Origin of the sequence: Bosea sp. (in: a-proteobacteria) (assembly GCF_023953965.1) — a bacterium.
Lineage (GTDB): Bacteria > Pseudomonadota > Alphaproteobacteria > Rhizobiales > Beijerinckiaceae > Allobosea.
The window spans coordinates 697,401-722,623 of record NZ_JAMLIX010000002.1 but is presented as its reverse complement, the minus strand read 5'-3'; the positions used below and the strand labels follow the sequence as shown (position 1 = coordinate 722,623).

21 protein-coding genes and 1 tRNA gene are annotated in these 25,223 nt (G+C 68.2%); 14 read left to right on the top strand and 8 right to left on the bottom strand.

Annotation, left to right across the window (positions count from 1 at the left end; all coding sequences use genetic code 11):
• The first annotated feature begins 11 nt into the window (after nucleotides 1–11).
• The gene (locus tag M9917_RS18535; RefSeq protein ID WP_297256154.1) at nucleotides 12–476 is read left to right on the top strand and encodes a peroxiredoxin; all 465 of its coding nucleotides are present in this window, start codon (nucleotides 12–14) and stop codon (nucleotides 474–476) included.
• Between the two features lie 148 nt (nucleotides 477–624).
• The gene (locus M9917_RS18530; RefSeq protein ID WP_297256152.1) at nucleotides 625–1,866 is read left to right on the top strand and encodes a M23 family metallopeptidase; all 1,242 of its coding nucleotides are present in this window, start codon (nucleotides 625–627) and stop codon (nucleotides 1,864–1,866) included.
• 63 nt (nucleotides 1,867–1,929) lie between these two features.
• Here the strand turns inward: M9917_RS18530 and prfB are convergent.
• The 3 genes from prfB to M9917_RS18515 form a co-directional block, all read right to left on the bottom strand.
• Nucleotides 1,930–3,058 (bottom strand): peptide chain release factor 2 gene (prfB, locus tag M9917_RS18525; protein ID WP_297256150.1). Its coding sequence is split into 2 segments (ribosomal slippage): nucleotides 1,930–2,988 and nucleotides 2,990–3,058, totalling 1,128 coding nucleotides; the frame shifts between segments, so codons are not numbered across the junction.
• A 77-nt stretch (nucleotides 3,059–3,135) separates the two neighbouring features.
• Complete coding sequence (locus tag M9917_RS18520; protein WP_297256148.1) at nucleotides 3,136–5,580, bottom strand: penicillin-binding protein 1A; 2,445 nt, start codon at nucleotides 5,578–5,580, stop codon at nucleotides 3,136–3,138.
• Between the two features lie 140 nt (nucleotides 5,581–5,720).
• Entirely contained in the window at nucleotides 5,721–6,803 is a 1,083-nt protein-coding gene (locus M9917_RS18515) for an N-acetylmuramoyl-L-alanine amidase (protein ID WP_367273929.1), read from the bottom strand.
• Nucleotides 6,804–7,639: 836 nt separating this feature from the next.
• On the opposite strand from M9917_RS18515, the gene M9917_RS18510 reads away from it, so the two are divergent.
• Nucleotides 7,640–10,387 (top strand): Rne/Rng family ribonuclease, encoded by a 2,748-nt coding sequence (locus M9917_RS18510; protein WP_297256147.1) that lies wholly within the window; start codon nucleotides 7,640–7,642, stop codon nucleotides 10,385–10,387.
• Nucleotides 10,388–10,502: 115 nt separating this feature from the next.
• Entirely contained in the window at nucleotides 10,503–10,856 is a 354-nt protein-coding gene (locus M9917_RS18505; protein ID WP_297256145.1) for a hypothetical protein, read from the top strand.
• Nucleotides 10,857–10,935: 79 nt separating this feature from the next.
• Here the strand turns inward: M9917_RS18505 and M9917_RS18500 are convergent, their stop codons facing one another.
• Complete coding sequence (locus tag M9917_RS18500; protein ID WP_297256143.1) at nucleotides 10,936–12,114, bottom strand: aminotransferase class I/II-fold pyridoxal phosphate-dependent enzyme; 1,179 nt, start codon at nucleotides 12,112–12,114, stop codon at nucleotides 10,936–10,938.
• 161 nt (nucleotides 12,115–12,275) lie between these two features.
• Between M9917_RS18500 and M9917_RS18495 the strand changes: the two genes are divergently transcribed.
• The 4 genes from M9917_RS18495 to accC all read left to right on the top strand — a co-directional run bounded on the left by M9917_RS18495 (nucleotide 12,276) and on the right by accC (nucleotide 15,558).
• On the top strand, nucleotides 12,276–13,082 hold the full coding sequence (locus tag M9917_RS18495; protein ID WP_297256141.1) for a DsbA family protein: 807 nt from the start codon (nucleotides 12,276–12,278) through the stop codon (nucleotides 13,080–13,082).
• Between the two features lie 106 nt (nucleotides 13,083–13,188).
• Nucleotides 13,189–13,644 (top strand): type II 3-dehydroquinate dehydratase, encoded by a 456-nt coding sequence (gene aroQ / locus M9917_RS18490; RefSeq protein WP_297256139.1) that lies wholly within the window; start codon nucleotides 13,189–13,191, stop codon nucleotides 13,642–13,644.
• A gap of 73 nt (nucleotides 13,645–13,717) precedes the next feature.
• A complete protein-coding gene (accB, locus tag M9917_RS18485) occupies nucleotides 13,718–14,170 on the top strand; it encodes an acetyl-CoA carboxylase biotin carboxyl carrier protein (RefSeq protein WP_297256138.1) in 453 nt (150 codons plus the stop codon).
• Nucleotides 14,171–14,196: 26 nt separating this feature from the next.
• Entirely contained in the window at nucleotides 14,197–15,558 is a 1,362-nt protein-coding gene (gene accC / locus M9917_RS18480; RefSeq protein ID WP_297256136.1) for an acetyl-CoA carboxylase biotin carboxylase subunit, read from the top strand.
• A gap of 12 nt (nucleotides 15,559–15,570) precedes the next feature.
• On the opposite strand, the gene M9917_RS18475 is transcribed toward accC, so the two are convergent.
• Together M9917_RS18475 and M9917_RS18470 are read right to left on the bottom strand one after the other, a co-directional pair.
• Nucleotides 15,571–16,680, bottom strand: a complete 1,110-nt coding sequence (locus M9917_RS18475) for a M20 family metallopeptidase (RefSeq protein ID WP_297256134.1) — start codon at nucleotides 16,678–16,680, stop codon at nucleotides 15,571–15,573.
• 37 nt (nucleotides 16,681–16,717) lie between these two features.
• Entirely contained in the window at nucleotides 16,718–18,070 is a 1,353-nt protein-coding gene (locus tag M9917_RS18470; RefSeq protein WP_297256132.1) for an amidase, read from the bottom strand.
• A gap of 229 nt (nucleotides 18,071–18,299) precedes the next feature.
• Between M9917_RS18470 and M9917_RS18465 the strand changes: the two genes are divergently transcribed.
• Together M9917_RS18465 and M9917_RS18460 are read left to right on the top strand one after the other, a co-directional pair.
• Nucleotides 18,300–18,373 (top strand) — tRNA-Gln (locus tag M9917_RS18465).
• Between the two features lie 214 nt (nucleotides 18,374–18,587).
• Entirely contained in the window at nucleotides 18,588–19,301 is a 714-nt protein-coding gene (locus M9917_RS18460) for a DUF4393 domain-containing protein (RefSeq protein WP_297256130.1), read from the top strand.
• A 183-nt stretch (nucleotides 19,302–19,484) separates the two neighbouring features.
• Here the strand turns inward: M9917_RS18460 and M9917_RS18455 are convergent, their stop codons facing one another.
• Nucleotides 19,485–20,486: a class I SAM-dependent methyltransferase gene (locus tag M9917_RS18455; RefSeq protein ID WP_297256128.1), complete on the bottom strand. Its 1,002-nt coding sequence runs from the start codon at nucleotides 20,484–20,486 to the stop codon at nucleotides 19,485–19,487.
• Nucleotides 20,487–20,700: 214 nt separating this feature from the next.
• Between M9917_RS18455 and msrB the strand changes: the two genes are divergently transcribed.
• The 4 genes from msrB (at nucleotide 20,701) to gst (ending at nucleotide 24,789) form a co-directional block, all read left to right on the top strand.
• Nucleotides 20,701–21,192, top strand: a complete 492-nt coding sequence (gene msrB, locus M9917_RS18450) for a peptide-methionine (R)-S-oxide reductase MsrB (protein WP_297256126.1) — start codon at nucleotides 20,701–20,703, stop codon at nucleotides 21,190–21,192.
• 11 nt (nucleotides 21,193–21,203) lie between these two features.
• Complete coding sequence (locus tag M9917_RS18445; RefSeq protein ID WP_297256124.1) at nucleotides 21,204–23,021, top strand: cytochrome c biogenesis protein DipZ; 1,818 nt, start codon at nucleotides 21,204–21,206, stop codon at nucleotides 23,019–23,021.
• Nucleotides 23,022–23,037: 16 nt separating this feature from the next.
• The gene (msrA, locus tag M9917_RS18440; RefSeq protein WP_297256122.1) at nucleotides 23,038–23,775 is read left to right on the top strand and encodes a peptide-methionine (S)-S-oxide reductase MsrA; all 738 of its coding nucleotides are present in this window, start codon (nucleotides 23,038–23,040) and stop codon (nucleotides 23,773–23,775) included.
• 408 nt (nucleotides 23,776–24,183) lie between these two features.
• A complete protein-coding gene (gene gst, locus M9917_RS18435; RefSeq protein ID WP_297256120.1) occupies nucleotides 24,184–24,789 on the top strand; it encodes a glutathione transferase in 606 nt (201 codons plus the stop codon).
• Between the two features lie 75 nt (nucleotides 24,790–24,864).
• Here gst and M9917_RS18430 read toward each other — a convergent pair whose 3' ends face one another.
• Nucleotides 24,865–25,209, bottom strand: coding sequence for an ArsR/SmtB family transcription factor (locus M9917_RS18430; protein WP_297256118.1), 345 nt, complete (start codon nucleotides 25,207–25,209; stop codon nucleotides 24,865–24,867).
• Nucleotides 25,210–25,223 lie beyond the last annotated feature (14 nt).

The window sequence follows — 25,223 nt, the reverse complement described above, 5'->3', positions numbered from 1 at the left end:
AGGCAAACGCCATGGCATTGCAGGAAGGCGACCCGGCACCGGACTTCACATTGCCGCGCGACGGCGGCGGAACGATCGGGCTCGGCACATTCAGGGGCCGCAAGCTCGTGCTCTACGCCTATCCCAAGGACGATACGCCCGGCTGCACGCAGGAGGCCATCGCCTTCAACCGCCTGCGCGCGGATTTCGCCGCCTGCGGCACCGAGATCATCGGCGTCTCGCCCGATTCGGTGAAGCGGCACGAGACTTTCAAGCGCAAGCACGCGCTCGACTTCCCGCTCATCGCCGACGAGACGCAGGCGCTGGCCAATGCCTACGGCATCTGGGTCGAGAAAAGCCTGTATGGCCGTCGCTATATGGGAATCGAGCGCTCGACCTTCCTGATCGATGCGCAGGGGCGCCTCGCCCGAATCTGGCGGAAGGTGAAGGTCGAGGGACACGCCGAGGAGGTGCTCGCGGCGGCGCAGGCGCTGTGAGGCGCCGCCGGCGCTCTTTGCGAAAGATTAACCCTAACAAACTCTAATGGCGGGATCGGCAGCGTGATTATCGGTTTTGCGTATGCATCAGCCCCAGACAGCCCCCGCCCTCGCGACCGCAGGCCTTCTCTCGCACAAGACCTATACGGTGCGTCGCTCCACCATGCTCGCAGGCCTCGCCTGGCTCGCGCTGACCACCGCCGGCTGCGGCACGGCCGGCTGGTACATGCTCAGCCGCGACGACCTCGCCGCCCGGCTGATCGCCCGCGAAACGGCCCGCCAATACGCCTATGAGGACCGGATCGCGGCGCTCAGGGCCGATATCGACCGCTATGCCAGCCGCGCGCTGCTCGACCAGGACGGCGTCGAATCGCGCGTCGACGAGCTCGCCAGCCGGCAGGCGGAGCTGGAATCGCGCCAGTCGCTGGTGACGGCGCTCGCCGACACGCTGCAATCCAGCGGCCTGATGCCGGCGCCGAAGCTGCCGCTGCGCGCGCAGGCCATCAAGCCCGGCGAGCCGATCCGCGCCTCGGGCGTCACCAGCTTCGCGCCGATCCTGCCCGGCAAGCCGATGCCGGCCCCGGAGACGCCCTCGCTGCGCGGCGCCGACGGCACCGCCCAGGGCGGCTGGCAATCCGGCGAAGCCGCGGCCGAGCCGCCGGCCAAGCGCCTCGAAGCCGCGCTGACGACCCTCGACAGCGCCATCGCACGCACCTCCGACGCCCAGCTCACGGCGCTGAAGGACATGGACGAGACGCTGGCCGCCACGCAGAAGCGCCTGCGCAGCGCGCTCGCCGACACCGGGCTCAATCCCGAGCGCCTCGCCGCGCCGGCCACCGCCGCCGCCGGCATGGGCGGGCCCTTCGTGCCGGTGAAGCTCGACGCTTCGGCTGGGCCCTTCGAGGCGACGCTGAGCGCGCTGCAGCCGCGCGTCGCCTCGGTCATGCGCCTGCGCGGCGCGATCGAGCAATTGCCGCTCGCCAAGCCGATGGCCGGCGATCACGGCTTCACCTCGAATTTCGGCTACCGGACCGATCCGTTCACGCGCGGGCTCGCCATGCATACCGGCGTCGATTTCCGGGCCGAATCCGGCTCCGCCATCCTGGCGACGGCGCCGGGCAAGGTCGTGGTCGCCGAATACAATGGCGGCTACGGCAACATGGTCGAGATCGAGCACGCCAACGGCTTGAGCACGCGCTACGCCCATATGTCGGCGATTTCGGTCTCCACCGGGCAGATCGTCAAGACCGGCACGGTGGTCGGGCGCGTCGGCACGACCGGCCGCTCGACCGGCCCGCATCTGCATTACGAAACCCGCATCAACGACGAGCCGGTCGACCCGACCCGCTTCCTGCGCGCCGGCGGCAAGCTCCTCGCCAGCGCGCTCTGACGAGACCTTCCGGGACGAAAAAGGCCGCGCTCCGGGCGCGGCCTTTTTCGTTTGCCGTCAGGCTCAGTCGATGTCCTCGACCTCGACCGTGGTTCCGTAGACGCGCTGCGCCAGCGAGGCCTCCATGAAGGCGTCGAGATCGCCGTCGAGCACCTCGGAAGGATCGGTGGAGCTGACGCCGGTGCGCAGGTCCTTCACCAGCTGATAGGGCTGAAGCACATAGGACCGGATCTGGTGGCCCCAGCCGATATCGGTCTTGGAGGCCTGCTCGGCATTGGCCTTGTCCTCGCGCTTCTTCAGCTCGATCTCGTAGAGGCGCGCGCGCAGCATGTCCCAGGCCTTGGCCCGGTTCTTGTGCTGCGAGCGCTCCTGCTGGCAGGCGACCGCGATGCCGGTCGGGATATGGGTGATGCGCACCGCCGAATCCGTCGTGTTGACGTGCTGGCCGCCGGCGCCTTGCGAGCGGTAGGTGTCGATGCGGCAATCCGATTCCTTGACGTCGATGACGATGCGGTCGTCGACGACCGGATAGACCCAGACCGACGCAAAGGAGGTCTGCCTTCTGGCGTTCGAATCGAAGGGCGAGATGCGCACCAGCCGGTGCACGCCCGATTCGGTCTTCAGCCAGCCATAGGCGTTGTTGCCCTTGAACTGCAGCGTCGCGGACTTGATGCCGGCGGTGTCGCCGTCCTGGTATTCGAGCGTCTCGACCTTGAACTTGCGCCGCTCGCCCCAGCGCCGGTACATGCGCAGCAGCATCTCGGCCCAGTCCTGGCTTTCGGTGCCGCCGGCGCCGGGATGGATCTCGACATAGGTGTCGAGCATGTCGGCCTCGCCGGAGAGCAGGGTCTCGACCTGAAGCCGAGCGGCCTCGTCCCCGACGCCCTTGATCGCCTGCTCGCCCTCGGCGACGGTCGCCTCGTCGTCCTCCATCTCGCCGAGCTCGATCAGGGTGAGCGCGTCGTCGAGATCGCGTTCGAGCTTGCCGATGCCCTCGATCTGGGTTTCCAGCGCGGTGCGCTCGCGCATCAGCTTCTGCGCGGCCTCGGCATCGTTCCAGAAATCGGGGCCCTCCGAGAGGGCGTTCAGTTCCGCCAGGCGGCGCTGGGCCTGATCCCAGTCAAAGATGCCTCCTCAGCAGTCCGATCGACTGCTTGGCGTTATCGAGCTGCGACTGGATTTCAGGGCGCATGATTCTAAGTCCGGATGATCGTGCGGGCTGAGATAGGGGGCAAAGCGCCGGCTGTAAACGGCCGGGCGCGCCAGCCCTCAGTACAGCCCGCCCGTGCCCGATCCGACGGAGCGTCCGCCGCCCGGGCCGACGCTGAGCGCGCCGCCGTCACCGGCTGCGCCGATCACCGAATAGCTGTCCGGCGGGGCGGTGCCCGGCTTGAACGCCTCCAGGATGCCGCCGTCGCCGCCGGCGCGCATGCCGGTGCGGGGATCGACGCGGATCAGCTTGATGCCGGCGGGCACGCGGAACGGCGTCGCCGGCTTGTCCTTCAGCGCGACGCTCATGAAGTCGCGGAAGATCGGCGCGGCATACTGGCCGGCGGTCGCGGAGGTGCCGAGCGATTTCGGCTTGTCGAAGCCCATATAGACGCCGACGGCGAGGTCCGGCGAGAAGCCGACGAACCAGACGTCCTTGGCGTCGTTGGTCGTGCCGGTCTTGCCGGCGAGCGGCTTGCCGACGGACTTGACCACCGTCGCCGTACCGGCATTGACCACGCCCTCGAGGATCGAGACCATCTGGTAGGCGGTCAGCGGGTCGAGCACCTGCTCGCGGTTGTCGACGAGGCGCGGCTCCGGCTGGTTCGCCCATTTCTCGGCGTTGCAGCCCTCGCAGACCCGCTGGTCGTGGCGGAAGATGGTCGAGCCCGAGCGATCCTGGATGCGGTCGATCAGGGTCGGCCGGATGCGCTTGCCGCCGTTGACCAGCATCGAATAGGCCGCGGTCATCCGCATCACGGTGGTCTCGCCGGCGCCCAGCGACATCGACAGCACCGGCTGAAGGTCATCATAGACGCCGAAGCGGCGGGCATATTCGGCGATCAGCGGCATGCCGACATCCTTGGCGAGCCTGACCGTCATCAGGTTCTTCGAGAACTGGATGCCGTAGCGCAGCGTGCGCGGCCCGGTCGACTTGCCGTCGTAGTTCTCCGGCCGCCACATGCCGAGCCCCGGCCCCTGGTCGATCTCGATCGGGGCGTCGAGGATGATGCTGGACGGGGTATAGCCGTTGTCGAGCGCGGTCGCGTAGACGAAGGGCTTGAAGGAGGAGCCGGGCTGGCGCAGCGCCTGCGTCGCGCGGTTGAACTCCGACTGGTCGTGGCTGAAGCCGCCGACCATCGCCAGCACGCGGCCCGAGAACGGGTCCATCGCGACGATGGCGCCGTTGACCTCCGGCAGCTGGCGCAGGCGCGCGAAGCCCGGCCGGCTCTCCATCGGCTCGACATAGACCACGTCGCCGACCGAGACCGCACGCGAGACGCGCTCGCGGCGGGTCCATTTGATGCCGTCGGCGGCGAGCGTCAGCGTCTGGCGCTCCTTGTTGAGATGGCCGGCATTGTCGCGCAAGGGATGCAGTCCGAGCCTGGCGGTGTCGCCATTGACGTCGAGCACGACCGCGAGGCGCCAGGGCGCGACATCGCCCAGCACCGGCAGTTCGCCGATCGCGGCGCCCCAGTCGCCATGGCCGAGCTCGAGCTTCTGGATGGCGCCGCGCCAGCCGCGCGCCTCGTCGAAGCGCACGAGGCCGTCGACCAGCGCCTTGCGCGCCATCAGCTGGGTCTTGGGATCGACCGTGGCGCGCACCGAAAGCCCGCCTTCGAGCAGCTTCTTCTCGCCGTAGCGATCCTGCAATTCGCGCCGGATCTCCTCGGCGAAATAGCCGGCGGCGATCTGGTTCGGCGAGACCGTGCGCGGATTGACGCCGAGCGGCTGCTTCTTGGCCGTCTCGCCGTCCTCGCGCTTGACGTAGCCGTTCTCGACCATGCGATCGATGACGTAGTTGCGGCGCTCGATCGCGCGGTCGCGGTTGCGGAAGGGATGCAGGTCGGAGGGCGCCTTCGGCAGGGCGGCGAGATAGGCCGCCTCCTGCAGGTTCAATTCGTGCACCGACTTGCCGAAATAGTTCAGCGCCGCGGCGGCGATACCGTAGCTGCCCTGCCCCGGCGCCGGCGCGCCGAGATAGATCTCGTTCAGGTAGAGCTCGAGGATCTTGTCCTTGGAATAGGTCGCCTCGAGCTTCAGCGCGACCAGCGCCTCGCGGATCTTGCGCTCATAGGACTGCTCGGGGCTCAGGAAGAAGTTCTTCGCGACCTGCTGGGTGATGGTCGAGGCGCCCTGCTGGCGACGGTTGGTGCCCTTGTTGCGGAAGTTCGAGATCACGGCGCGCGCCAGCCCTTCGGGGTCGACGCCGACATGCTTGTAGAAATTCTTGTCCTCGGCCGAGAGATAGGCGTCGACGACGAGCTTCGGCACGGCCTGGATCGGCAGATAGAGCCGGCGCTCGCGCGCATATTCCGCGATCAGGCTGCCGTCGCCGGCATGCACGCGCGTCATCACCGGCGGCTCGTAGTTCCGCAGTTGCGCGTAATCCGGCAGATCCTGCGAATAATGCCAGATCAGCCCGCCGGCGATGGCCGCGCCGATCACGAAGGCGATCGCGCCGGCGGCGAACAACCATCCGAAGATTCGCAGAATGAACCGCATCTCAGGCCCTGGACCCCGTAACTGCCATCCGGCGGGCGCCAGATCGGGGCGCTTCGCAGGTCATCGCTATAACATGGCGGAGATGGCGGAACCGTGGCCTTGCGATCACAATTCCGCAATGCTTTGCGCGGCCCGCGCGCCTAGTTCCGGTTCTCCGCCGCCTTGCCCACCGAGGCGCGCTCGCGGGCGAAATAATCGTCTATCGCGGATGAGACGGCGCCGACCGCCTTGCCGCGCCACTCCGGCGAATTCAGAAGCTCGGCATCCTTCGGGCTCGACATGTAGCCGAGCTCGATCAGGACCGAGGGCACGTCCGGCGCGCTCAAGACCCAGAATCGCGCCGAGCGCAGCGGGATCTTGTGCATCTTGATCGAGCCGCCGAGCTTCTCGACCAGGTTGCGCGCGAAGACGCCGGTGAAGGTGCGCGTCTCGCGGCGGGCGAGGTCCATCAGGATGCCGGCGACGTCCTGCAGCTCCTCGCTGGTCTCGAGTCCCGCGACGGCGTCGGCCTCGTTCTCCTTGGCGGCGAGCCTTGCGGCCTCCGCGTCCGTCGCGCGCTCCGAGCGGGTATAGACGGTCGCGCCGCGCACCTCCTGCGCCTGCGTCAGCGAATCGGCATGGATCGAGATGAACAGGTCGGCCTGCTCGCCGCGCCCGATCTGCACCCGCTCGCCGAGCGGGACGAAGCGGTCGTCGTCGCGGGTCATGACGACGCGGTAGCGCCCGTTCGCCTCGAGCTCGTCCTTCAGCGCCTTGCCGAAGGCGAGCACCACCGCCTTCTCGGCGATGGCCGCGATGGTGGCGCCGGGATCGATGCCGCCATGGCCGGGATCGATGACGATGGTGCGCCGCGTCTCGCCGGCGGCCTTCACCGGCGCGGGGGCAGGCAGGGCGGGCCCGGGCCGGCGCGGCTTGCCGGCCTCGGCCAGGAATTCGGCCCGCGCCACCTTCTTCAATTCGATCGTCAATTCGCCGAAGCCGCCGCGCACCGCCTTCACCTGCGCCTTCGCGACGATGGCCGGGTGGGCGAGATCGATGATGATTCGGGCCTTGTCGGTGGTGAACAGGCCGAATCGATAGCCGCTGACGAAGCCGGCGCTGCGCCTGGCCGAGGGCTGGATCTGGAAATTGGTCGAGGGCAGCTCGACGATGACCCGGTCCGGCGCGGCCTGCACCCAGGCCTCGACCGGCACGGAAGACGACAGCATCATCGACAGGCGCACGCTCTCGCCGCTCTGCTCGATGCGGGCGTCGGTCGCGACCGGGTATTCGCTCTGCGGGCGCGGCTCGGCCTTGGGCTGCGCTGAGGCGAGGCCGGCGGCGACGAGGCAGGCAGCCGCCGGCGCGCACCGCAGCGCCCGGCGCCACGGCGCATCGCGACGGCTCGAATCGGCGCGGCGGATGCGGAAGAACAGCTCGAAGAATCCCGTCTGTCGTCGGTTACGAGGGTTTAACCATAACGGGGCTGAAAACCTAACAGCCCGTTACCATCTCTCCCCTGAAAGCGTGAACCGCCCGGCGCGCCTGCCGGGCAAATGCGGCCGTCATGTGACTTGCCAATCACTGTCACCTGTCTGTAATGGAACAGGTTGCTTGTCAGCCTGCCCGCGGGAGCACACCCGGATCGAGCGATCCGTCGACGTCCGAGGCAGGCTGGGCCATCGTTCCGAACCGGAGCGGCGGCGGCAAGACGACCGCAACGAATCGTCCGCAGACGGTCGGCATCGGGATTGCGTGTGTTTTATGCGCCCTGCCCTGTCTTGCGAGCGTGCAAACGCGATGCGCTTGGCCGCCGTGCCGGTGCATCGCAGGTCAGGACAGATGACGGGGCATAAGACGCCGCTGCCAGCATCGGTAAACCGTCCGAACCCGCGGGACCGCGCCGGGCTTCAGGCCCGTCCGATCGTTCCACGCCACCTTCCTGTCCGGATTTTTTCCTCCCTCCCCCTGCAACATGCCGGCTCCCGCCGGCCTCTTCGCGGCGCCCCTGCCCGCGGTGGCGGATCCCGATCCGTAGCCGCGCGCCTTCGGCTGGCGGCCGCGCCAATGGAAATGACTTATGGCCAACAAGATGCTCATCGATGCCACCCACCCGGAGGAGACCCGGGTCGTGGTGGTGCGCGGATCGCGCGTCGAGGAATTTGATTTCGAATCCGCCAGCCGCAAACCGCTGCGCGGCAATATCTATCTCGCCAAGGTGACCCGGGTGGAGCCCTCGCTCCAGGCCGCCTTCGTCGAGTATGGCGGCAACCGCCACGGCTTCCTCGCCTTCTCCGAGATCCATCCCGACTATTACCAGATCCCGGTCGCCGATCGGCAGGCGCTGCTCGAGGACGAAGCCCGCGCCGAGCGTGACGAGGAACGCGACGAGGAGCGCCGCGAAAAGCGCGGCCGCCGCGACCGTGGCCGCCGCGGCGACCGCGACAGCCGCGCCAAGAAGGCGGCCGCCGACGAGACCGTCTCGGCCGATGTCGAGAGCAATGGCGAGCTGCGCGTCGAGACCGACGGCAAGCAAGCCGCCATGGTCAACGAGGGCGCGCCCGCCTTCGGCGAGTTCTTCGCGCCCGACGTCGCCGAATCGACCACTGAGGACGCCGTCCCCAACGCCGCGCCGCTGACCTTCGAGACCGTCGAGGCCGTCGTCGAGGACACCGCCTCCGAGGCGGAACCGTCCGAAGCTGCCGGGACCGAGGCCCGCAAGCCTTCCGAGGACGACGGCGACGACGAGAACGGCGACCACGACGAGAACGGCGACGACGACGCCGAGGATCAGCCCGAGCAGCTCGGCGGGGGCGACGCCCTCGACGACATGCCCGAGCGCCCGCAGCGCCATTCGCGCCGCCAGTACAAGATCCAGGAGGTGATCAAGCGCCGCCAGATCATCCTGGTCCAGGTCGTCAAGGAGGAGCGCGGCAACAAGGGCGCGGCGCTCACCACCTATCTCTCGCTCGCCGGCCGCTATTCGGTGCTGATGCCGAACACCGGCAAGGGCGGTGGCATCTCGCGCAAGATCACCAATGCCGAGGACCGCAAGCGCCTGAAGGAGATCGCCCAGGAGCTGGAGGTCCCGGAGGGGATGGGGCTGATCCTGCGCACGGCCGGCGCCGCGCGCACCAAGGTCGAGATCCGGCGCGACTACGAATATCTGATGCGGATGTGGGAGAGCGTGCGCGAGCTGACGCTGGCCTCCGTCGCGCCTGCGCTGGTCTATGAGGAGGGCAACCTCGTCAAGCGCTCGATCCGCGACCTCTACAACAAGGATATCGACGAGGTTCACGTCGCCGGCGAGGAGGCCTATCGCGAGGCGAAGGACTTCATGCGCATGCTCATGCCGAGCCATGCCAAGAGCGTGAAGCCCTATCGCGAGCAGACCCCGCTCTTCGCGTCGTTCGGCGTCGAGAGCCAGCTCGACGCGATGTTCTCGAACACGGTCACGCTGAAATCCGGCGGCTACCTCGTCATCAACCAGACCGAGGCGCTGGTCGCGATCGACATCAACTCCGGCCGCTCGACCCGCGAGCACAATATCGAGGACACCGCCCTCAAGACCAATCTCGAAGCGGCGGAGGAGATTTCCCGCCAGCTGCGCCTGCGCGACCTCGCCGGCCTCGTCGTGATCGATTTCATCGACATGGAGGAGAACCGCAACAACCGCGCCGTCGAGAAGAAGCTGAAGGAGTGCCTGAAGGACGACCGCGCCCGCATCCAGGTCGGCCGCATCTCGGCCTTCGGCCTGCTCGAGATGTCGCGCCAGCGCATCCGCACCGGCGTGCTCGAATCGTCCTCGGTGCCCTGCCCGCACTGCGCCGGCGCCGGCATGATCCGCTCGACGCCTTCGGTCGCGCTGCAGATCCTGCGCGCGCTGGAGGAGACGCTGATCAAGAGCGCCTCGCACAACCTCTCCGTCCGCACGAGGCCGGAGGTCGCGCTCTATGTGCTGAACCAGAAGCGCGCCCATCTCGCCGACCTGGAGAGCCGCTTCGCCATCGCGATCACGATCTCGACCGATCTGAACCTGCTCGGCACCCGTTATTTCGAGGTCGAGCGCGGCGAGTTCGTCGGCAATGAGGGCCGCGTCGTTCCGAGCGGCATCAAGGCCGAGGCAGTCGTCTCCGACGTCGACGACGAGGCGCTCGACGCCGCCGCGGAAGCCGCCGCGCTGGACGCCGAGACCGACGGCAACGAGACCGCCGCGACCGAGGCCGAGCGCGGCGAAGGCGAGAACGGCCGCCGGCGCCGCCGCCGGCGCCGGCGCCGGCGCGGCGGCGAGCGCGACGAGCAGGGCCAGCAGCTCGACGGCACGCAGGCCGATGAGGACGGCGACGAGGGCGATGAGGACGGCGACGAGGCCGCAACCCCGGCCGCTGCCGCCCCGGCCGCCGAGGCGGTCAGCGAAGCGGCGCCCAGCGAGGCCGTCCCGGCCGAGGTTCCGGAGACAACCGTTGAGGAGCCTGCCGCCAAGCCCAAGCGCAGCCGCGCCCGCAAGCCGAAGGCCGAGGTCGAGGCCGAGGTCGCCAAGGAGGTCGAAGCCGAGGCCGTCGCGGCCGAACCCGCCCCCGCTGCCGCCGAGGCCGAGAAGCCCAAGCGCAGCCGCGCCCGCAAGAAGGTCGTGCCGATCACCGAGGGCGGGGAAGCCGCCGCGGAAGCGGCGCCCGTCGCAGCGCCGGCCGAGGCTCCGGCAGCCGCCCCCGAGCCGGCCCCTGCTCCGCCTCCGGCCGAGGAGCCCGTCGCGGTCGTGCTGACCGAGCCGGATCCGACGCGGCCGAAGCGCGGCGGCTGGTGGAACAGGCTCGCCGGCCGGTCCTGAGCGCGCCCTCGAAATCCGAACGAATGAAGAAGCCCGCTGCGATCCGCAGCGGGCTTTATGCTTTTCACGAACCAGCAAACCGGTCAGGATCGCGGCCATCCGGGGAAAGGAACCGATGCCGCCGCCGCGCAATCCCGAGCGCATGGTCATGATCGCCCTGGCGGCCATCGGGTTGGCCGGGCTTTCCTATCTCGCCTGGAGCGCGGTCGGCTGGTTCGGCGTCGGGCTTCTGGGCCTCCTGGTGTCGTTCCTCTCGGTCCGGATCGAGCTTGAAGGCAACCGGCCGGTCGGCCACCAGATGACGCCCGATCTCTATGCCGGGCAATATCGCAGCGAGGCCGGCCAGGGTCACGCCGAGCGGACCGGCCGCGTCTCGGAGCGCCTCTCGCTGGCCAATACGGCCCGCCTCGCCGGCCTCGTCGGCGGCGTTCTGGCGCTCGTCGGATTCGGCCTGTTCTTCCTGCTGTAGGTGATGTGGACAGTTGCCGGATCACTCCCGGTCGGCATCACCGCCGTATGGCAGGTATCCACACCGCTTGGAGCCCGCTTCAGCGCTTCTTCAGCCAGCCGCCGATCCGCGCCACCGCCTCCTCGCATTCGCTGAGCGAACCGGCGAAGGAGAGCCTGATCGTGCGGCTCCCGCGCGCCTCGTCGAAATCGAGGCCGGGCGTGATCGCGACCCCGGCCTCCTCCAGCACGGCACGGCAGAAGGCCATCGAATCGTTCGAATGCCTGCCGATGTCGAGATAGATATAGAAGGCGCCGTCCACGGGGAGGAAATCGCCAAGCCCGATCTCGGGCAGCGCCTTCAGCAGGAAGGCGCGGTTTCGCGCGTAACCCGCCTTGATCGCCTCGCATTCCACGGTCGCGTCGAAGGCCGCCTCACCCGCCACCTGGCTGAGATAGGGCACCGAGATCGAGAAGTTCTGCTGCAGGCGCTCGATCGTGCGCACCAGCCGCGGCGGCACCACGAGCCAGCCGACCCGCCAGCCGGTCATGCAGTAATATTTGGAAAAGGAGTTGACGATGATCGCCTCGGGATCGGCGGCAAGCGCCGTCGTCGCCGGGGTCTCGTAGGTCAGCCCGTGATAGATCTCGTCGGAGATGTACCAGAGCCTAAGCCTGCGGCAGCAGGCGGCGACATCGGCGATCGCGCCGGGCGCCATCACCACGCCGGTCGGATTGGCCGGGCTCATGGTCAGCACGCCCGCCAGCGGTTTCTCGCGATGGGCGCGCTCGATCAGCTCCGGCGTCAGGGCGAAGCGTGTTTCGGGGCCGACCTCGATCGCCACCGGCTCGAGCCCCAGCGCGATCAGGATGTTGCGATAGGCCGGATAGCCCGGCGCCGTGATCGCGATCCGCGCGCCGGGCTCGAAGCAGGCGAGGAAGGCCAGGATGAAGCCGCCCGACGAACCGGTCGTCACCACCACGCGCTCGGCCGCCACCGCGACGCCATGAGTGTCCTGATAATGGCGCGCGATGCGAGCCCTGAGCGAATCCGTGCCGAGCGCCTGCGTGTATCCGATCCGGCCATGCTCCAGCGCACGCGCCGCGGCGGCGCGAATCGAGGCCGGCGTCGGCGCCGAGGGCTGGCCGACCTCCATATGCACGACCGAACCGCCGCGGCGCTCGATCGCCGCCGCCTGGTTCATCACGTCCATGACGATGAAGGGGGCGACGCGCTCGGCGCGCTTCGCCAGAGCGGGCATGATGAGGGGCTGCGGCATCGGCTCGTCCGGTTTCATGAGGAGGCGGGTTCGCGTAGCCGAGCCGGCTGTCTCCCGCAACCGCTGGCAGAGCTGTGATTTGACCTTCACCCGCCGAAGACCCACAAGCTCGCGCCTGAACACGCCGCTTCGTCGGCGGCCGCTTTGAGAAGGATGACGAGATGGCTTTCCCGACCCTCACCGGCCTGGCGCGCGCCTGCCTGCGGCCGGCCGCGCTGGTGCTCGGCCTCTGGCTCGCGACCTCGGCCGCCCCGGCCATGGCGCAAGGCCAGCCGCTCTCGCCCGAGCAGCGCAAGGCAGTGACCGACCTCGTCCGCGAGACGCTCCTTAAGAACCCCGAGATCATCCAGGATGCGCTGATCGAGCTGGAGCGGCGCAACACGCTCGCCCAGGCCGATGCCCAGCGCGGCGCGGTCGCGGCCGAGAAGGCCCGCATCACCGATCCGGCGACATCGGTGGTCATCGGCAATCCCGATGGCGACGTCACCCTCGTCGAGTTCATGGATTACAATTGCGGCTTCTGCAAAAGGGCGATGGAGGACGTCACCGCGCTCACCAAGGCCGATCCGAAGCTGCGCGTCGTGCTCAAGGACTTTCCGATCCTCGGCCCCGATTCGGTCGAGGCGAGCCGCATCGCCGTCGCCGCCAAGAACCAGCTCCAGGGCCAGAAATATTTCGACTTCCACAACAAGCTGATGGGCGTGAAGGGCAAGGTGAACGCGGCCAAGGCGCTCGAGATCGCCAAGGAGGCCGGCGCCGATGTCGAACAGATCAAGAAGGACGTGAAGGCACCCGCCACCATGGCCGCGATCGAGGACACCATGGCGCTCGGCGACCGCCTCGGCCTCACCGGCACGCCCGCCTTCATCATCGGCGACGAGATCGTCTTCGGCGCGGTCGGCCAGGCGGCGCTCAGGCAGAAGATCGACTCCGTGCGCCGCTGCGGCAAGACCGACTGCGCCGGCTGAGCCGCGACGGAACTGGCCCGGACGCTTCAGGCTTCCCCTGCCGGCCCGCAACGTTTATGAGGGCGGCTTATGCCGCCCGCGCGCGGCGCCGGAATCAACACCCTCCATGGTCGCCGTCCACGTCCTGAACGGACCCAATCTCAACCTGCTCGGAACCCGCGAGCCCGCGACCTACGGCGCGGTCACGCTCGCCGGCGTCGAGGAGCGGCTCAGCCGCAAGGCCGAGGCAGCCGGCGTCGCCCTCACCTTCCGCCAGACCAATTCCGAGGGCGAGCTCGTGAGCTTCGTCCAGGAGGCCGGGCTTGGCGGCGCCGGCATCATCATCAATGCCGGGGCCTATACCCATACCTCGGTGGCGCTGCGCGACGCGATCAAGGGCGTCGACGCGCTGGCGATCGAGGTCCATATCTCGAACGTGCATGCGCGCGAGGACTTCCGGCACCATTCCTACATGGCGCCGGTCTGCGTCGGCGTGATCTGCGGCTTCGGCGTCGCGAGCTATGAGCTGGCTTTCGACGCCATCGTGCCGCTCATGGAGAAGCGGGCGCGGACAGCCGCCTGACATCTGATTGAACGGGAGGACGGCACGGCCGCCCCTCCCATCCGCGATTTGAGAAGAAGACGGTGACACCGCCATGGCGACCAAGAGCCCGATCGACCCCGACCTCGTCCGCGAACTCGCCGAGCTTTTGAACGAGACCGATCTCACAGAGATCGAGGTCGAGAAGGGCGATCTGCGCGTCCGCGTCGCCCGCAGCATCACGGCGACCGTCCAGGTGCCCGCCGCCGCGCCGCTCGCCGCGCCGCCGGCCGCGGCAGCGCCCGCCCCCGCCGAGGCGAAGCCCGCCGCCCATCCCGGCGCCGTGCCCTCGCCCATGGTCGGCACCGCCTATCGCCGCCCCTCGCCGGAAGCAAAGCCCTTCGTCGAGGTCGGCAGCCTGGTGAAGCAGGGCGAGCGCATCCTGCTCGTCGAGGCGATGAAGACCTTCAACGACATCGTCGCCCCGCGCGCCGGCAAGGTTACGGCCATCCTGGTCGAGGACGGCCAGCCGGTCGAATATGGCGAGCCGCTCCTGGTGATCGAGTGAGCGCGGCGCCGGGATCGGGTTTCAAGATGTTCGACAAGATCCTGATCGCCAACCGTGGAGAGATCGCGCTGCGCGTGCTGCGCGCCGCCAAGGAGCTCGGCATCGCCACCGTCGCGGTGCACTCCACCGCCGACGCCAACGCCATGCATGTGCGCCTCGCCGACGAGAGCGTCTGCATCGGCCCCCCGCCCGCCCGCGAGAGCTATCTCAACATCCCGGCGCTGATCGCCGCCTGCGAGATCACCGGGGCGGACGCGGTCCATCCCGGCTACGGCTTCCTCTCCGAGAACGCCCGCTTCGCCGAGATCCTGGAGCGGCACCAGATCGCCTTCATCGGTCCCAAGCCCGAGCATATCCGCAGCATGGGCGACAAAATCGAGGCCAAGCGCACCGCCAAGCGCCTCGGCATCCCCTGCGTGCCCGGCTCCGAGGGCGGCGTCAGCGACGAGGCCGAAGCCCTGCGCATCGCCCGCGAGATCGGCCTGCCGGTGATCATCAAGGCCGCGGCCGGCGGCGGCGGCAAGGGCATGAAGGTGGTCCGCGACGAGGAGGAGCTTCCCGTCCTGCTCGCCACCGCCCGCAGCGAGGCCAAAGCCAATTTCGGCGACGATGCCGTCTATATCGAGAAATATCTCGAGAAGCCGCGGCATATCGAGATCCAGGTGCTCGGCGACGGCCGCGGCAACGCCATCCATCTCGGCGAGCGCGACTGCTCGCTGCAACGGCGCCACCAGAAAGTCTGGGAGGAAGGCCCCTCGCCCGCCCTCAACGCCGGCGAGCGCGACAGGATCGGCGAAATCTGCGCCAGGGCGATGGCCGAGCTCGGCTATCTCGGCGCCGGCACGATCGAGTTCCTCTACGAGGACGGCGAATTCTACTTCATCGAGATGAACACCCGCATCCAGGTCGAGCATCCGGTGACCGAGATGATCACCGGGATCGACCTCGTCAACGAGCAGATCCGCATCGCCGCGGGCGCGCCGCTCTCGCTCAAGCAGTCCGACATCGTCATCGACGGCCATGCCATCGAATGCCGGGTGAACGCCGAGCACCCGGCGACCTTCCGCCCCTCGCCCGGCCGTATCACCTCGTTCCATACGCCGGGCGGGCTTGGCGTGCGCGTCGATTCCGCCGCCTATCAGGGCTATGCGATCCCGCCGCATTACGATTCGCTCGTCGGCAAGCTGATCGTCCATGGCCGCAACCGCGACGAATGCCTGATGCGGCTACGCCGCTCGCTCGACGAGTTCGTGGTCGACGGCGTCGATACGACGCTGCCGCTGTTCCGCACGCTGGTGCGCAACCCCGACATCATCAACGGCGACTACAACATCCACTGGCTGGAGAAATTCCTGGCCGCCGGCGGCATGGGCGCGCCGGACGCCTGAGCGCGCCGCCCCTCACAGCGCCTCCAGCAGGCCCTTGATCAACGCCCGGCGCGGCGCGATCGAGGAGATCAGCCCGTATTCCTGCAAGGTATGCGCGCCGTCGCCGTCGATGCCGAGCCCGTCGAGCGTCGGCGTGCCCAGCGCCGCGGTGAAATTGCCGTCCGAGCCGCCGCCCGTCATCGGGCAGTCCTGCAGTTCGAAGCCGATCTCCGCCGCGACCTTGCGCGCCAGCGCGAACAGCTCGGCCACCGCCGGCGTCTTCTCATAGGGCGGGCGGTTCATCCGGCCGGTGATGCGCAAGCTCACATCGGGGTCGTGCGGCTTCAGCCCGAGGATACGCTTCTCCATCATCGCGCCGTCGGCGAGCGTAGTGACGCGGCAATCGACGCTGAACCAGGCATGCTGGGGGATGACGTTGGCCGCCGTGCCGCCGCCGACCAGCGCGACGCTGGTGGTGATGCCGCGCGCATAGTCGGTCATGCCCTCGATGGCGAGGATCTGGTGCGCCGCCTCGCGGATGGCGTTGCGCCCGTCGGCATGGCGCGAGCCGGCATGGGCGGGGCGGCCTTCCACCCTGACCTCGAAACGGCCGACGCCCTTGCGCGCGGTGACGACCCGGCCGCCGTCGCGCGCCGGCTCGGTGACGAGCACCGCCTTGGCCTTGCGCCCGATCTCCTCGATCAGCCCGCGGCTCACCGGCGAGCCGATCTCCTCGTCCGGCGTGAACAGGAAGACCATCGGGCGCCCGGCCGTGCCCGCGACCGCGACCTGCTTGAAGGCCTGCAGGGCAAGCCAGGCGCCGCCCTTCATGTCGTAGACGCCGGGGCCGTAGAGCCGGTCGCCCTCGATCCGGACCGGCAGCCCCTTGGCGCTGGTGCCGAGCGGATGCACCGTGTCGAGATGCGACATCACCGCGACCGCCGGCTCGCCATTGTCGGGCCCGGCGCGCAGCAAGAGCATGTCCCCGAGCCCGTCGCGCCCGGGAATGCGCTCGACCGCGATCGGCAGCCCGGCGACCTCCTTTTCGACGAGATCCATCATGCCGTTGACCCCGGCGGGGTCGCTGGTCGGGCTCTCGAGCGCAACCCAGACGGAAAGCGCGGCGGCATCATTCTGATTCATGGTCGACTAGTCTCCAGACAAATGGAACGGGCGCGGCTCAGCCGGCGGCGAGCGCCGCCTCAGCCGCCATGGCGATCGCAAACAGCGCCGCGTCGCCGCCGCCGGCCCGGGCCAGGGTCAGCCCGGCCGGCGCCTCGCCGGCGCGCTGCATCGGCAGCGAGATCGCGCAGCCGTCCATCACGTTGATGAGGGCCGGATTGCGCAATACCAGCAGGTTGATGCGGGTGTAAGCCTCGTCGTCGGCATCGCATTCCGCGATCGTCGGCGCGATCACCGGTACCGTCGGCATCGCCAGCGCGTCGAAAGCCGAGACCTCGTCGCGCATCGCCGCGACGAAGGCCGTGCGCTCCTGGACGAGCCGGATGTAGTCGGCGCAATCCTGGTTGCGGCCACGCAGGATGCGCGCCTTGACCCGTGGATCGTAGCCCTCGCCCCTGGCCTCGATCAGCTCGCGGTGATGGGCGTAGGCCTCGGCAGGGGGAAGGCCGCCCTTGGCATTCATGCGCGCGACCTCGGCGAAGCGCGTGAAAGGCTCCTCGGAGACGGCCGCGCCGGCCTGGGCGAGCCGCTCCAGCGCCCGCTCGAAGCTTGCCGCCACATGCCGGTCGAGCCCGTCCAGCACGAGCGTCTGCGGCACGGCGATGCGCAGGCCCTTCAGGTTCGCCGGCCCCGCCTGCGGCAGCGCGGCCCCGCTCATGATCTCGTGCAGGATGCGGCAGCATTCCACGCTGTTGGCCAGGGGCCCGATCGAATCGAGCGTCTGCGACAGGGGGAAAGCGCCCTCGCGCGGCACGCTCGCGGCCGTCGGCTTGTAGCCGACGATCCCGCAGAAGGCGGCCGGGATGCGGCAGGAGCCGCCGGTGTCGGAACCGATGCCGGCGAAGGCCATGCCCTCAGTGACCGACACCGCGGCGCCCGATGAGGAGCCGCCCGGGATCCGGCGCGTCGTCGCCCGCTGATAAGGCGCGGCCGGCGTGCCGTAATGCGGGTTGAGCCCGAGGCCGGAGAAGGCGAACTCGGTCATGTTGGTGCGGCCGATCACGATGAAGCCGGCCCGCCGCAGCCGGGCGATGGCGGGCGCGTCGCGCTCGGCCGGGGCCGCATCCGCCAGCACGGTCGAGCCCGCCGTCGTCGGCTCGCCGGCGAGGTCGAACAGATCCTTGACCGAGATCGGGATGCCGGCGAAGGGCGACGGCTGAAGCCCCGCCGCCCGCAGGCGGTCCATCGCCTCGGCGGCGGCGAGCGCGGCCTCGCGATGGACCTTGAGGAAGGTCCGCCGTCCCTCTCCGTCCGGGGCGTCGATCCTGGCGAGCGCCTCGCGCACGAGGTGAAGCGCGCTCGTCCGTCCCGCGGCGAGATCGTCGGCAAGGGCGGAAAGGGTGGGAGCCATGGCGTATCGGACCGGATCGAAGGCGTGGGTAGCGGGGAGCAGGCGAGCGTCCCCGGTCGGGCGGCCCATGATTGGCATGCGGCGGGCGCACCGCCTAGCCCCGCGCGGAAAAACAGGCGAGCCCCGGCGGGTTTCGCATCGGCGCTGAATTCGGCTCTTGCCAAGCCGGACCGCATTGATTAGACCCCGGCTCACCAACGCGGTACGGCCCTTGAAGCGCCCCTGCCGTTGGGGGATCGTCTAACGGTAGGACCCCAGACTCTGACTCTGGTTGTCTAGGTTCGAATCCTAGTCCCCCAGCCACCCTTTGGTGGCGCAATAAAGTGCAATGAATTCAAGCGCTTACGAGCATCAAGAATTTCTCTGGTAGCCCAGCGGTAGCCCATTTGGGTATCCCGATGGGTGGCCCCGTTCTTGGGCGAAGCCTCCAGCCGCTGCCCACGGATCGAGGCCGTGCTGAATGTGTGGTTAGATTGAGTTCTCATCCGAGACTGAGTCGAGCCACGAGAGGTGACGCATGCCCGATTGGTTTGAGAGCTTGGCTAAGGTGCTACCGGGCGAGAAAATATACGATGACGCACTAGCACCGGCAGCCAAGCAGGTAGGCCGCCTCGGCGAGGATACGGTGAAGACGGCGCGCCTGATGTTGGCGCCGTTGCAGATTGCGGCCCATTTTCAGGACCGTCTGGAAAATATGCTGAAGAGGGTTGGCGAGCGGGTTCCCGAGGAGCGAAGGATCGAGGCTCCACCACAGATCGCTGGCCCGGCTCTGGCTCAGATGCATTTTCTGGAAGAGGGCTCCGAACTATGGCGCGCGTTCGAAGAACTCCTAACGAAGGCCGTAGACCGCGACAAGGTTGGTCTCGTTCACCCGGCCTTCGTGCAGATAGTGTCTCAGCTGAGCCCAGACGAAGCGCTCATACTTCGATCTCTTCGAACGAAAACCATCCTTATCACCGATAAATTGGATTGGGACGCGGCTAACCGGAAGTTTGAAAACAGACAGATACTTGAGCACAACATTCCCGAGAGCGAGCTGTCTCTGCCGCAGCAGTTCCAGCTATATGTCCTGCATCTGACGTCGCTCGGTCTCGCTGAGTGGCCGGTGACCGATCAGGCCCCCTTGATGCGGGGAAATGCCCAAATCGGGGTGAAGCGCAATTCCGCTGTTCAACTGACGGACTTCGGGCGGCTATTCGCTGACGCCTGCGCGCCGCCTTCAGCAGAATAGCGAAAGCTAACCGACTGGTGGGCCAGCGCGGCCGGGCGTGAACCGGGGCGCGGCGAAGCAAAAACAGGGGGAGGCCCCGGTTGCCCGAAGTCTCCCCCTGAGGTTCACCTTAGAAAGCCCTCTCAGGCGCCTCTCGGCGTGGTCGCTTATCGTACTCAGGCAGCTCTCGGGTCATCGTGTTCATCAGGTGGATGAACGGCACCCAGTTGCCCCACGGGAACGCCTTGGCGACGTTCCGCACGTCCTGCTGCGACAGGTTGTTGTCGCTGGACAGGAGGTTCCCGCCCACGGTCCCGAGAGCCTTCTGCACGTCATCACTAGGCTGAAGGTCGGGTTGCCCGTTAGGAAGTTGCTGGCCTGCCCGCTCATGCGGAAGCCGAAGACGGGGTCTTGGCCGGCGAGCGCTAGAACGCTGTCCGCCGCCGTGGGGACGAACGAGGACCAACTCGTCCGCTGGAAGCCGCCAGCTAGCAGGCCTTGCCACGACAGCGCCCTGTCCAGCTTCTCCTCCCGGCGTGGGTCCGACGCGTAGCGGTAGTGGCTGTACGCGATGTGCGTCAGCACACCGCCCAGCCCCGTCAAGAGGAAGGTGGTGGCCGTCTCCCAGTCTCGCATGTGGATGTTGTGCATGAGGTGTCGCGCCCACGCACCCATGACGAAGCTGCGGAACTGGAAGACCATGCGTCCGAGGCCGTGTCCCATGACGCGGTTGAGAGCGCCGGGGTCGTTGGCGAGGACGTCGGGAGCGTAGTCGTTCAGCCAGAATTCCGACACGCGCTCCGGATCGCAGGACAGGATCACGACCGGCCCGCGCGTGACGCGCCGCATCTCGCCCAGCCCGCGCTCGAGGTCGCGCCATTGATGGATCGTGAAGCTTGCCATGGCCGCATCGAAGCTTCGGTCGGCAAAAGGGAGCTCTTCGGCCGCAGCGTCGACGGCGACCGGAAGATCGGCCGGGCGCTCAGCGCGCATGGCGGCGGAAGGCTCCACCGGCGTGACCTGCCTGCCCGCCGGCTCGTAGGAGCCCGCGCCGGCACCGACATTCAGCACGGTCCGGGCGTCGCCCAGCGCCTGCTCGATCAGGCGCGCGATCGCCGGCTCGGGCTGCCGGAAACGGCTGTATCCGGCACCGATCCGCCCGTAATCGGCATCGCCGGCGCTTCCATCCGCTTTCCTCACGCTCATTCCCTCCCGCTTCGATTGTCGATGCGAGGGTATGGCGCAGCCGAGCCGGGCGCACTATCGAACAGTCCTGTCGGTTTCGTGAGTTTTCCCGCTTGCAGCCTGGGGTCGCCTCATCAAAACGCCGCGACCAGCGCTGTTCCCGGACGAATACTGCGATCAGAATAGCCCCTCGATGCGACCGCGGTGGCCGCATGGCCCTTCGAAGGTGGCGACGATGATCACGAGGCGGTCTGTTCTGGGAGCAGTGGCGGCCGGCGCGGCCGGTGTCGGTTTGGCATGGCATCCGCGCGCGGCCATGGCCGCGGAGGCTTTCGCGGTCAAATTCACCGACGACGAGTGGCGCAAGCGGCTCTCGCCCGAGCAATATGCCGTGCTGCGCGAGAGCGCGACCGAGCCACCCTTCACCAGCCCGCTCGACAGGGAGAAGCGCCGCGGCAGCTTCGCCTGCGCCGGCTGCGACCAGGAGCTGTTCTCCTCCGCGACCAAATTCGAGAGCGGCACCGGCTGGCCGAGCTTCTGGGCGCCGATCGCCGACACCGCGGTCGGCACCGAGCGCGATACCTCGTTCGGCATGGTGCGCGTCGCCGTCCATTGCAGCCGCTGCGGCGGCCATCTCGGCCATGTCTTCGACGACGGACCGAAGCCGACCGGGCTGCGCTACTGCATGAACGGGCTGGCGATGACCTTCAAGCCGCTGGCCGCCTGAACGAAAGACCGATGACCCTGCTTCTGCTCGCCTATCTCGGCGGTGTGCTGACCATCGTCAGCCCCTGCATCCTGCCGGTCCTGCCCTTCGTCTTCGCGCGGGCCGGACAGCCCTTCCTGCGCGGCACGCTGCCGATGCTCATCGGCATGGCGGCGGCCTTCGCCGGCGTCGCGACGCTCGCGGCGGTCGGCGGCCATTGGGCCGTCGAGGCCAACCAGTACGGCCGGATCGCCGCGATGGCGCTGCTTGCCCTGTTCGGCCTCGCCCTGCTGCTCCCGGCCCTGGCGAACCGGGTCGCACGGCCGCTCGTCGCGCTGGGCGGGCGGCTCACCGAAGCAGCCGAGCGGCATGGCGGCGGCGCGGGCGCGATCCTGCCCTCGCTCCTGCTCGGCATCGCGACCGGGCTGCTCTGGGCGCCCTGCGCCGGGCCGATTCTCGGCCTGATCCTGACCGGGGCGGCTCTCCAGGGCGCCAATATCGGCACCTCGCTGCTGCTGCTCGCCTATGCGGCGGGCGCGGCGACCTCGCTCGCCGTGGCGCTGCTGGCCGGCGGGAAGGTGTTCGCCCTGATGAAGCGCTCGCTCGGCGCCGGCGAATGGCTGCGCCGCACTGGGGGTGTCGCGGTGCTCGCCGCCGTGGGGGCGATCGCGCTCGGGCTCGACACCGGCGTCCTGACGCAACTCTCGCTGGCCGGCACGAACGCGCTCGAACAACGCCTGCTCGACCGTTTCGACACCGCCGCAACGCCGCCGCCGGCACCCGCGATGATGAGCGGGAGCGCGGCCATGACCGGCGCCAACCCCGCCATGATGAGCGCGAACCCCGCGATGATGGCGGCCAAGCCTGCCGGCGCGGATACCGCACTGCCGGTCGAAGGCGCCCTGCCCTCGCTTGCCGGCGCCGTCACATGGCTGAACTCTCCGCCGCTGAGCAGTGAGGCGCTCAAGGGCAAGGTCGTGCTGGTCGATTTCTGGACCTACTCCTGCATCAACTGCCTGCGCGCCATCCCTTACGTCCGGGCCTGGGCGGAGAAGTACAAGGACCAGGGCCTCGTCGTCATCGGCGTGCATACGCCGGAATTCGCCTTCGAGAAGCGGATCGACAATGTGAAGCAGGCCGCCGCCGGGCTGAAGATCGGCTATCCCCTGGCGATCGACAACGACTATGCCATCTGGCGCGCCTTCGCGAACCGCTACTGGCCGGCGCATTACTTCATCGATGCGCAGGGCCGCATCCGCCATCACCATTTCGGCGAAGGCGGCTACGAGCAATCGGAAAAGGTGATCCAGCAGCTTCTCGCCGAAGCGGGACGCAAGGACGTCGCGACCGGAACCGTCTCTGTCACCGCATCGGGCGCCGAGATGGCCTCGGACGAGGCGGATGTCCGCTCGCCCGAAACCTATCTCGGCTATGAGCGGGCCGAGAACTTCGTCTCGCCGGGCGGGGCCGTCGAGGATGCGAGCCAGCGCTATGAGCCCGGCATGCCGCGCCTCAACGAATGGGGCCTCTCCGGCCAATGGACGATCGGGAAAGAGCATGCCGCGCTCGACGCGGCCGACGGCGCCATCGCCTATCGCTTCCATGCCCGCGACCTGCATCTCGTGCTGGGTCCGGGCGCGGAGGGCGCGCCGATCCGCTTCCGCGTCACCATCGACGGGGCCGCTCCCGGCCCCGATCACGGCGTCGACATCGACGCGGACGGCAACGGCACCGTCACCGGCCAGCGCCTCTACCAGCTCATCCGGCAAGGCGGCCCGGTCAAGGACCGCAGCTTCGAGATCCGATTTCTCGATGCCGGCGCCCAGGCCTATGCCTTCACCTTCGGTTGATCACGGAGCTTTCGCCATGTCCGTCAGGAACACCCGCCCCCGCCGCAACCTCAGCCGCCGTTTCCTGCTGGGCGGCGGCGCCCTCGCGCTCGGCTGGATCGCCTTGAAGCTGTCGCCGCTGGCGGCCGCGGAAGAAGCGCGCATCATTCCCGCCCCCGCGGTCGACGAGCCCGCCGCAGCCGGCGACGCGGCGAAGACGGCAATCCTCGCCGGCGGCTGCTTCTGGGGCGTCCAGGGCGTGTTCCAGCATGTCGAGGGCGTAAGCAGCGCCGTCTCCGGCTATGCCGGCGGCGAGCAGGGCACGGCCGAATACGAGCAGGTCGGCACCGGCCGGACCGGCCACGCCGAAGCCGTCAAGGTCACCTACGACCCGCGCAAGATCAGCTATGCCAAGCTGCTCCAGATCTATTTCTCGGTCGTCCACGATCCGACGCAGCTCAACCGGCAAGGGCCGGATGTCGGCCCGCAATACCGCTCTGCGATCTTTCCGGCCGATGCCGAGCAGGCCCGCGTCGCCAAAGCCTATATCGCCCAGCTCAACCGGGCCCGCGTCTACGACGCCGCGATCGTGACCAGGATCGAGCCGGACCGCGCCTTCTATCCGGCCGAAGCCTATCATCAGGATTTCCTGACGCGATATCCGACACATCCCTATATCGCGATCAACGACATCCCGAAGGTCGAGAACCTGAAGCGCGTCTTCCCGCAACTCTACCGGGACAAGCCGGTGCTGGTCTCGCAGGCTTCGCACTGAGAGACCAGCTATCCCGCTGTCGTCAGCCGGCCCCATGATCATGACAGGACCCGGAGCATCCGAAGCCGTGTCGCGAGGACGCGCCATATTGAAGCGAGAGCCGCGCCTCAGGCAGAAAAGCCTCTCCCGCGACGGTCTCGGCGCGTGCCCCTGGTGCGGCCTTTCATATTGGGATGGAACCGGCAGTAGTATTCGACGGTGTCGCCGGCCGTCGCGATATGCGTCGCCGTCCTGCCCGGCGGGATCAGGACATCCCACGAGCCGGGAACCGGCCAGCATGGCGGCGCCCGCCAGCAGCGCCTGCCGCCGGTCGAGGATTCCCGCCGTCATTTCAGCTCTGCAAGCTCGCCTTGCGCTGCATATGCGGTATGAATGATTCTCTTAGTCGCAGGTCGATAGGAGATTTCCGTGAAGCTGTATTACAAAGCCGGCGCCTGCTCGCTTGCGCCGCACATCGTCCTGAGTGAAGCCGGGCTTGCCTATACGCTGGAAGCCGTCGACCTGAAGACGAAGAAGACCGGGAGCGGGGCCGATTATCTGACGGTCAATCCCCGCGGCGCGGTGCCGGCGCTCGAAGTCGAGCCGGGGGTGGTGATCACGCAGAATGCGGCGATCCTGCAATATATCGGCGACCACTCGTCCGTCGCGGCTTTCAAGCCCGCCTATGGCTCGCTGGAACGCGCCCGCCTGCAGGAGGCGCTCGGTTTCTGCTCCGACCTGCATTCCGCGGTCGGCGCCCTGTTCTCGCCGACCCTGACGGAAGAGGCCAAACCCGGCGCCATCGCCAACATCCACCGGCGCATGGGCCAGCTCGAAGCCATGCTTCCGGACAATCAGGCTTATTGGCTCGGTGCCGAGTTCACGCAGCCGGATGCCTATGCTTCGGTGGTCGTCGGCTGGGGCATCGGGCTGAAGCTCGATCTCGCCGCCTATCCGAAGGCGCTGAAGCTGCGTGAGCGTGTGCGGGCGCGGCCGAGGGTGCAGGCCGCGCTCAAGGAGGAAAACCTTCTTTGAAGACCGGATCGGCCAGCGGCACCGGGGCATGGCCCCGCCGCTGGCCGACGAGGGGCGACTGATCGGGGAATCCGTTCACGCGAACGAGCCCTGGGAGTTCTCTTCCCCGATATGGCTGATCATGTCGCGGAGCATGTCGCTGACATGATCGTCGGCGATCTCGTAGAACACGTTCTTGGACCGGCGCGTGCCCCGCACCAGCCTCGCACCGCGCAGCAGGCGCAGATGATGGCTGACGAGCGACTGCGAAAGCTCGAGCTCCTCCGCGATCTCGGAGACCGATTTCGACCCTTCCGAGCAATGAAGCAGGATCTTCAGCCTGCTGGGGTCACCCAGCAGGCGAAAGGTCTCGGAGAGGATGATCAGGTCCTGCGGCGACAGCGTTTTCGCTTTTGACGATGAGCCGGCCTTTTCTCCCATGTCCGCTGGCTCCC

Excerpts from the sequence above, each read along its gene's own strand:
- M9917_RS18495 (WP_297256141.1), top strand. The coding sequence starts at position 12,276 with ATGGCTTTCCCGACCCTCACCGGCCTGGCGCGCGCCTGCCTGCGGCCG.
- accC (WP_297256136.1), top strand. The coding sequence starts at position 14,197 with ATGTTCGACAAGATCCTGATCGCCAACCGTGGAGAGATCGCGCTGCGC.
- M9917_RS18510 (WP_297256147.1), top strand. The coding sequence starts at position 7,640 with ATGGCCAACAAGATGCTCATCGATGCCACCCACCCGGAGGAGACCCGG.
- M9917_RS18455 (WP_297256128.1), bottom strand. The coding sequence starts at position 20,486 with ATGAGCGTGAGGAAAGCGGATGGAAGCGCCGGCGATGCCGATTACGGG.
- M9917_RS18460 (WP_297256130.1), top strand. The coding sequence starts at position 18,588 with ATGCCCGATTGGTTTGAGAGCTTGGCTAAGGTGCTACCGGGCGAGAAA.
- M9917_RS18535 (WP_297256154.1), top strand. The coding sequence starts at position 12 with ATGGCATTGCAGGAAGGCGACCCGGCACCGGACTTCACATTGCCGCGC.
- msrB (WP_297256126.1), top strand. The coding sequence starts at position 20,701 with ATGATCACGAGGCGGTCTGTTCTGGGAGCAGTGGCGGCCGGCGCGGCC.
- M9917_RS18445 (WP_297256124.1), top strand. The coding sequence starts at position 21,204 with ATGACCCTGCTTCTGCTCGCCTATCTCGGCGGTGTGCTGACCATCGTC.
- M9917_RS18505 (WP_297256145.1), top strand. The coding sequence starts at position 10,503 with ATGCCGCCGCCGCGCAATCCCGAGCGCATGGTCATGATCGCCCTGGCG.
- M9917_RS18430 (WP_297256118.1), bottom strand. The coding sequence starts at position 25,209 with ATGGGAGAAAAGGCCGGCTCATCGTCAAAAGCGAAAACGCTGTCGCCG.
- aroQ (WP_297256139.1), top strand. The coding sequence starts at position 13,189 with ATGGTCGCCGTCCACGTCCTGAACGGACCCAATCTCAACCTGCTCGGA.
- M9917_RS18520 (WP_297256148.1), bottom strand. The coding sequence starts at position 5,580 with ATGCGGTTCATTCTGCGAATCTTCGGATGGTTGTTCGCCGCCGGCGCG.
- M9917_RS18500 (WP_297256143.1), bottom strand. The coding sequence starts at position 12,114 with ATGCCGCAGCCCCTCATCATGCCCGCTCTGGCGAAGCGCGCCGAGCGC.
- M9917_RS18470 (WP_297256132.1), bottom strand. The coding sequence starts at position 18,070 with ATGGCTCCCACCCTTTCCGCCCTTGCCGACGATCTCGCCGCGGGACGG.
- accB (WP_297256138.1), top strand. The coding sequence starts at position 13,718 with ATGGCGACCAAGAGCCCGATCGACCCCGACCTCGTCCGCGAACTCGCC.
- M9917_RS18475 (WP_297256134.1), bottom strand. The coding sequence starts at position 16,680 with ATGAATCAGAATGATGCCGCCGCGCTTTCCGTCTGGGTTGCGCTCGAG.
- msrA (WP_297256122.1), top strand. The coding sequence starts at position 23,038 with ATGTCCGTCAGGAACACCCGCCCCCGCCGCAACCTCAGCCGCCGTTTC.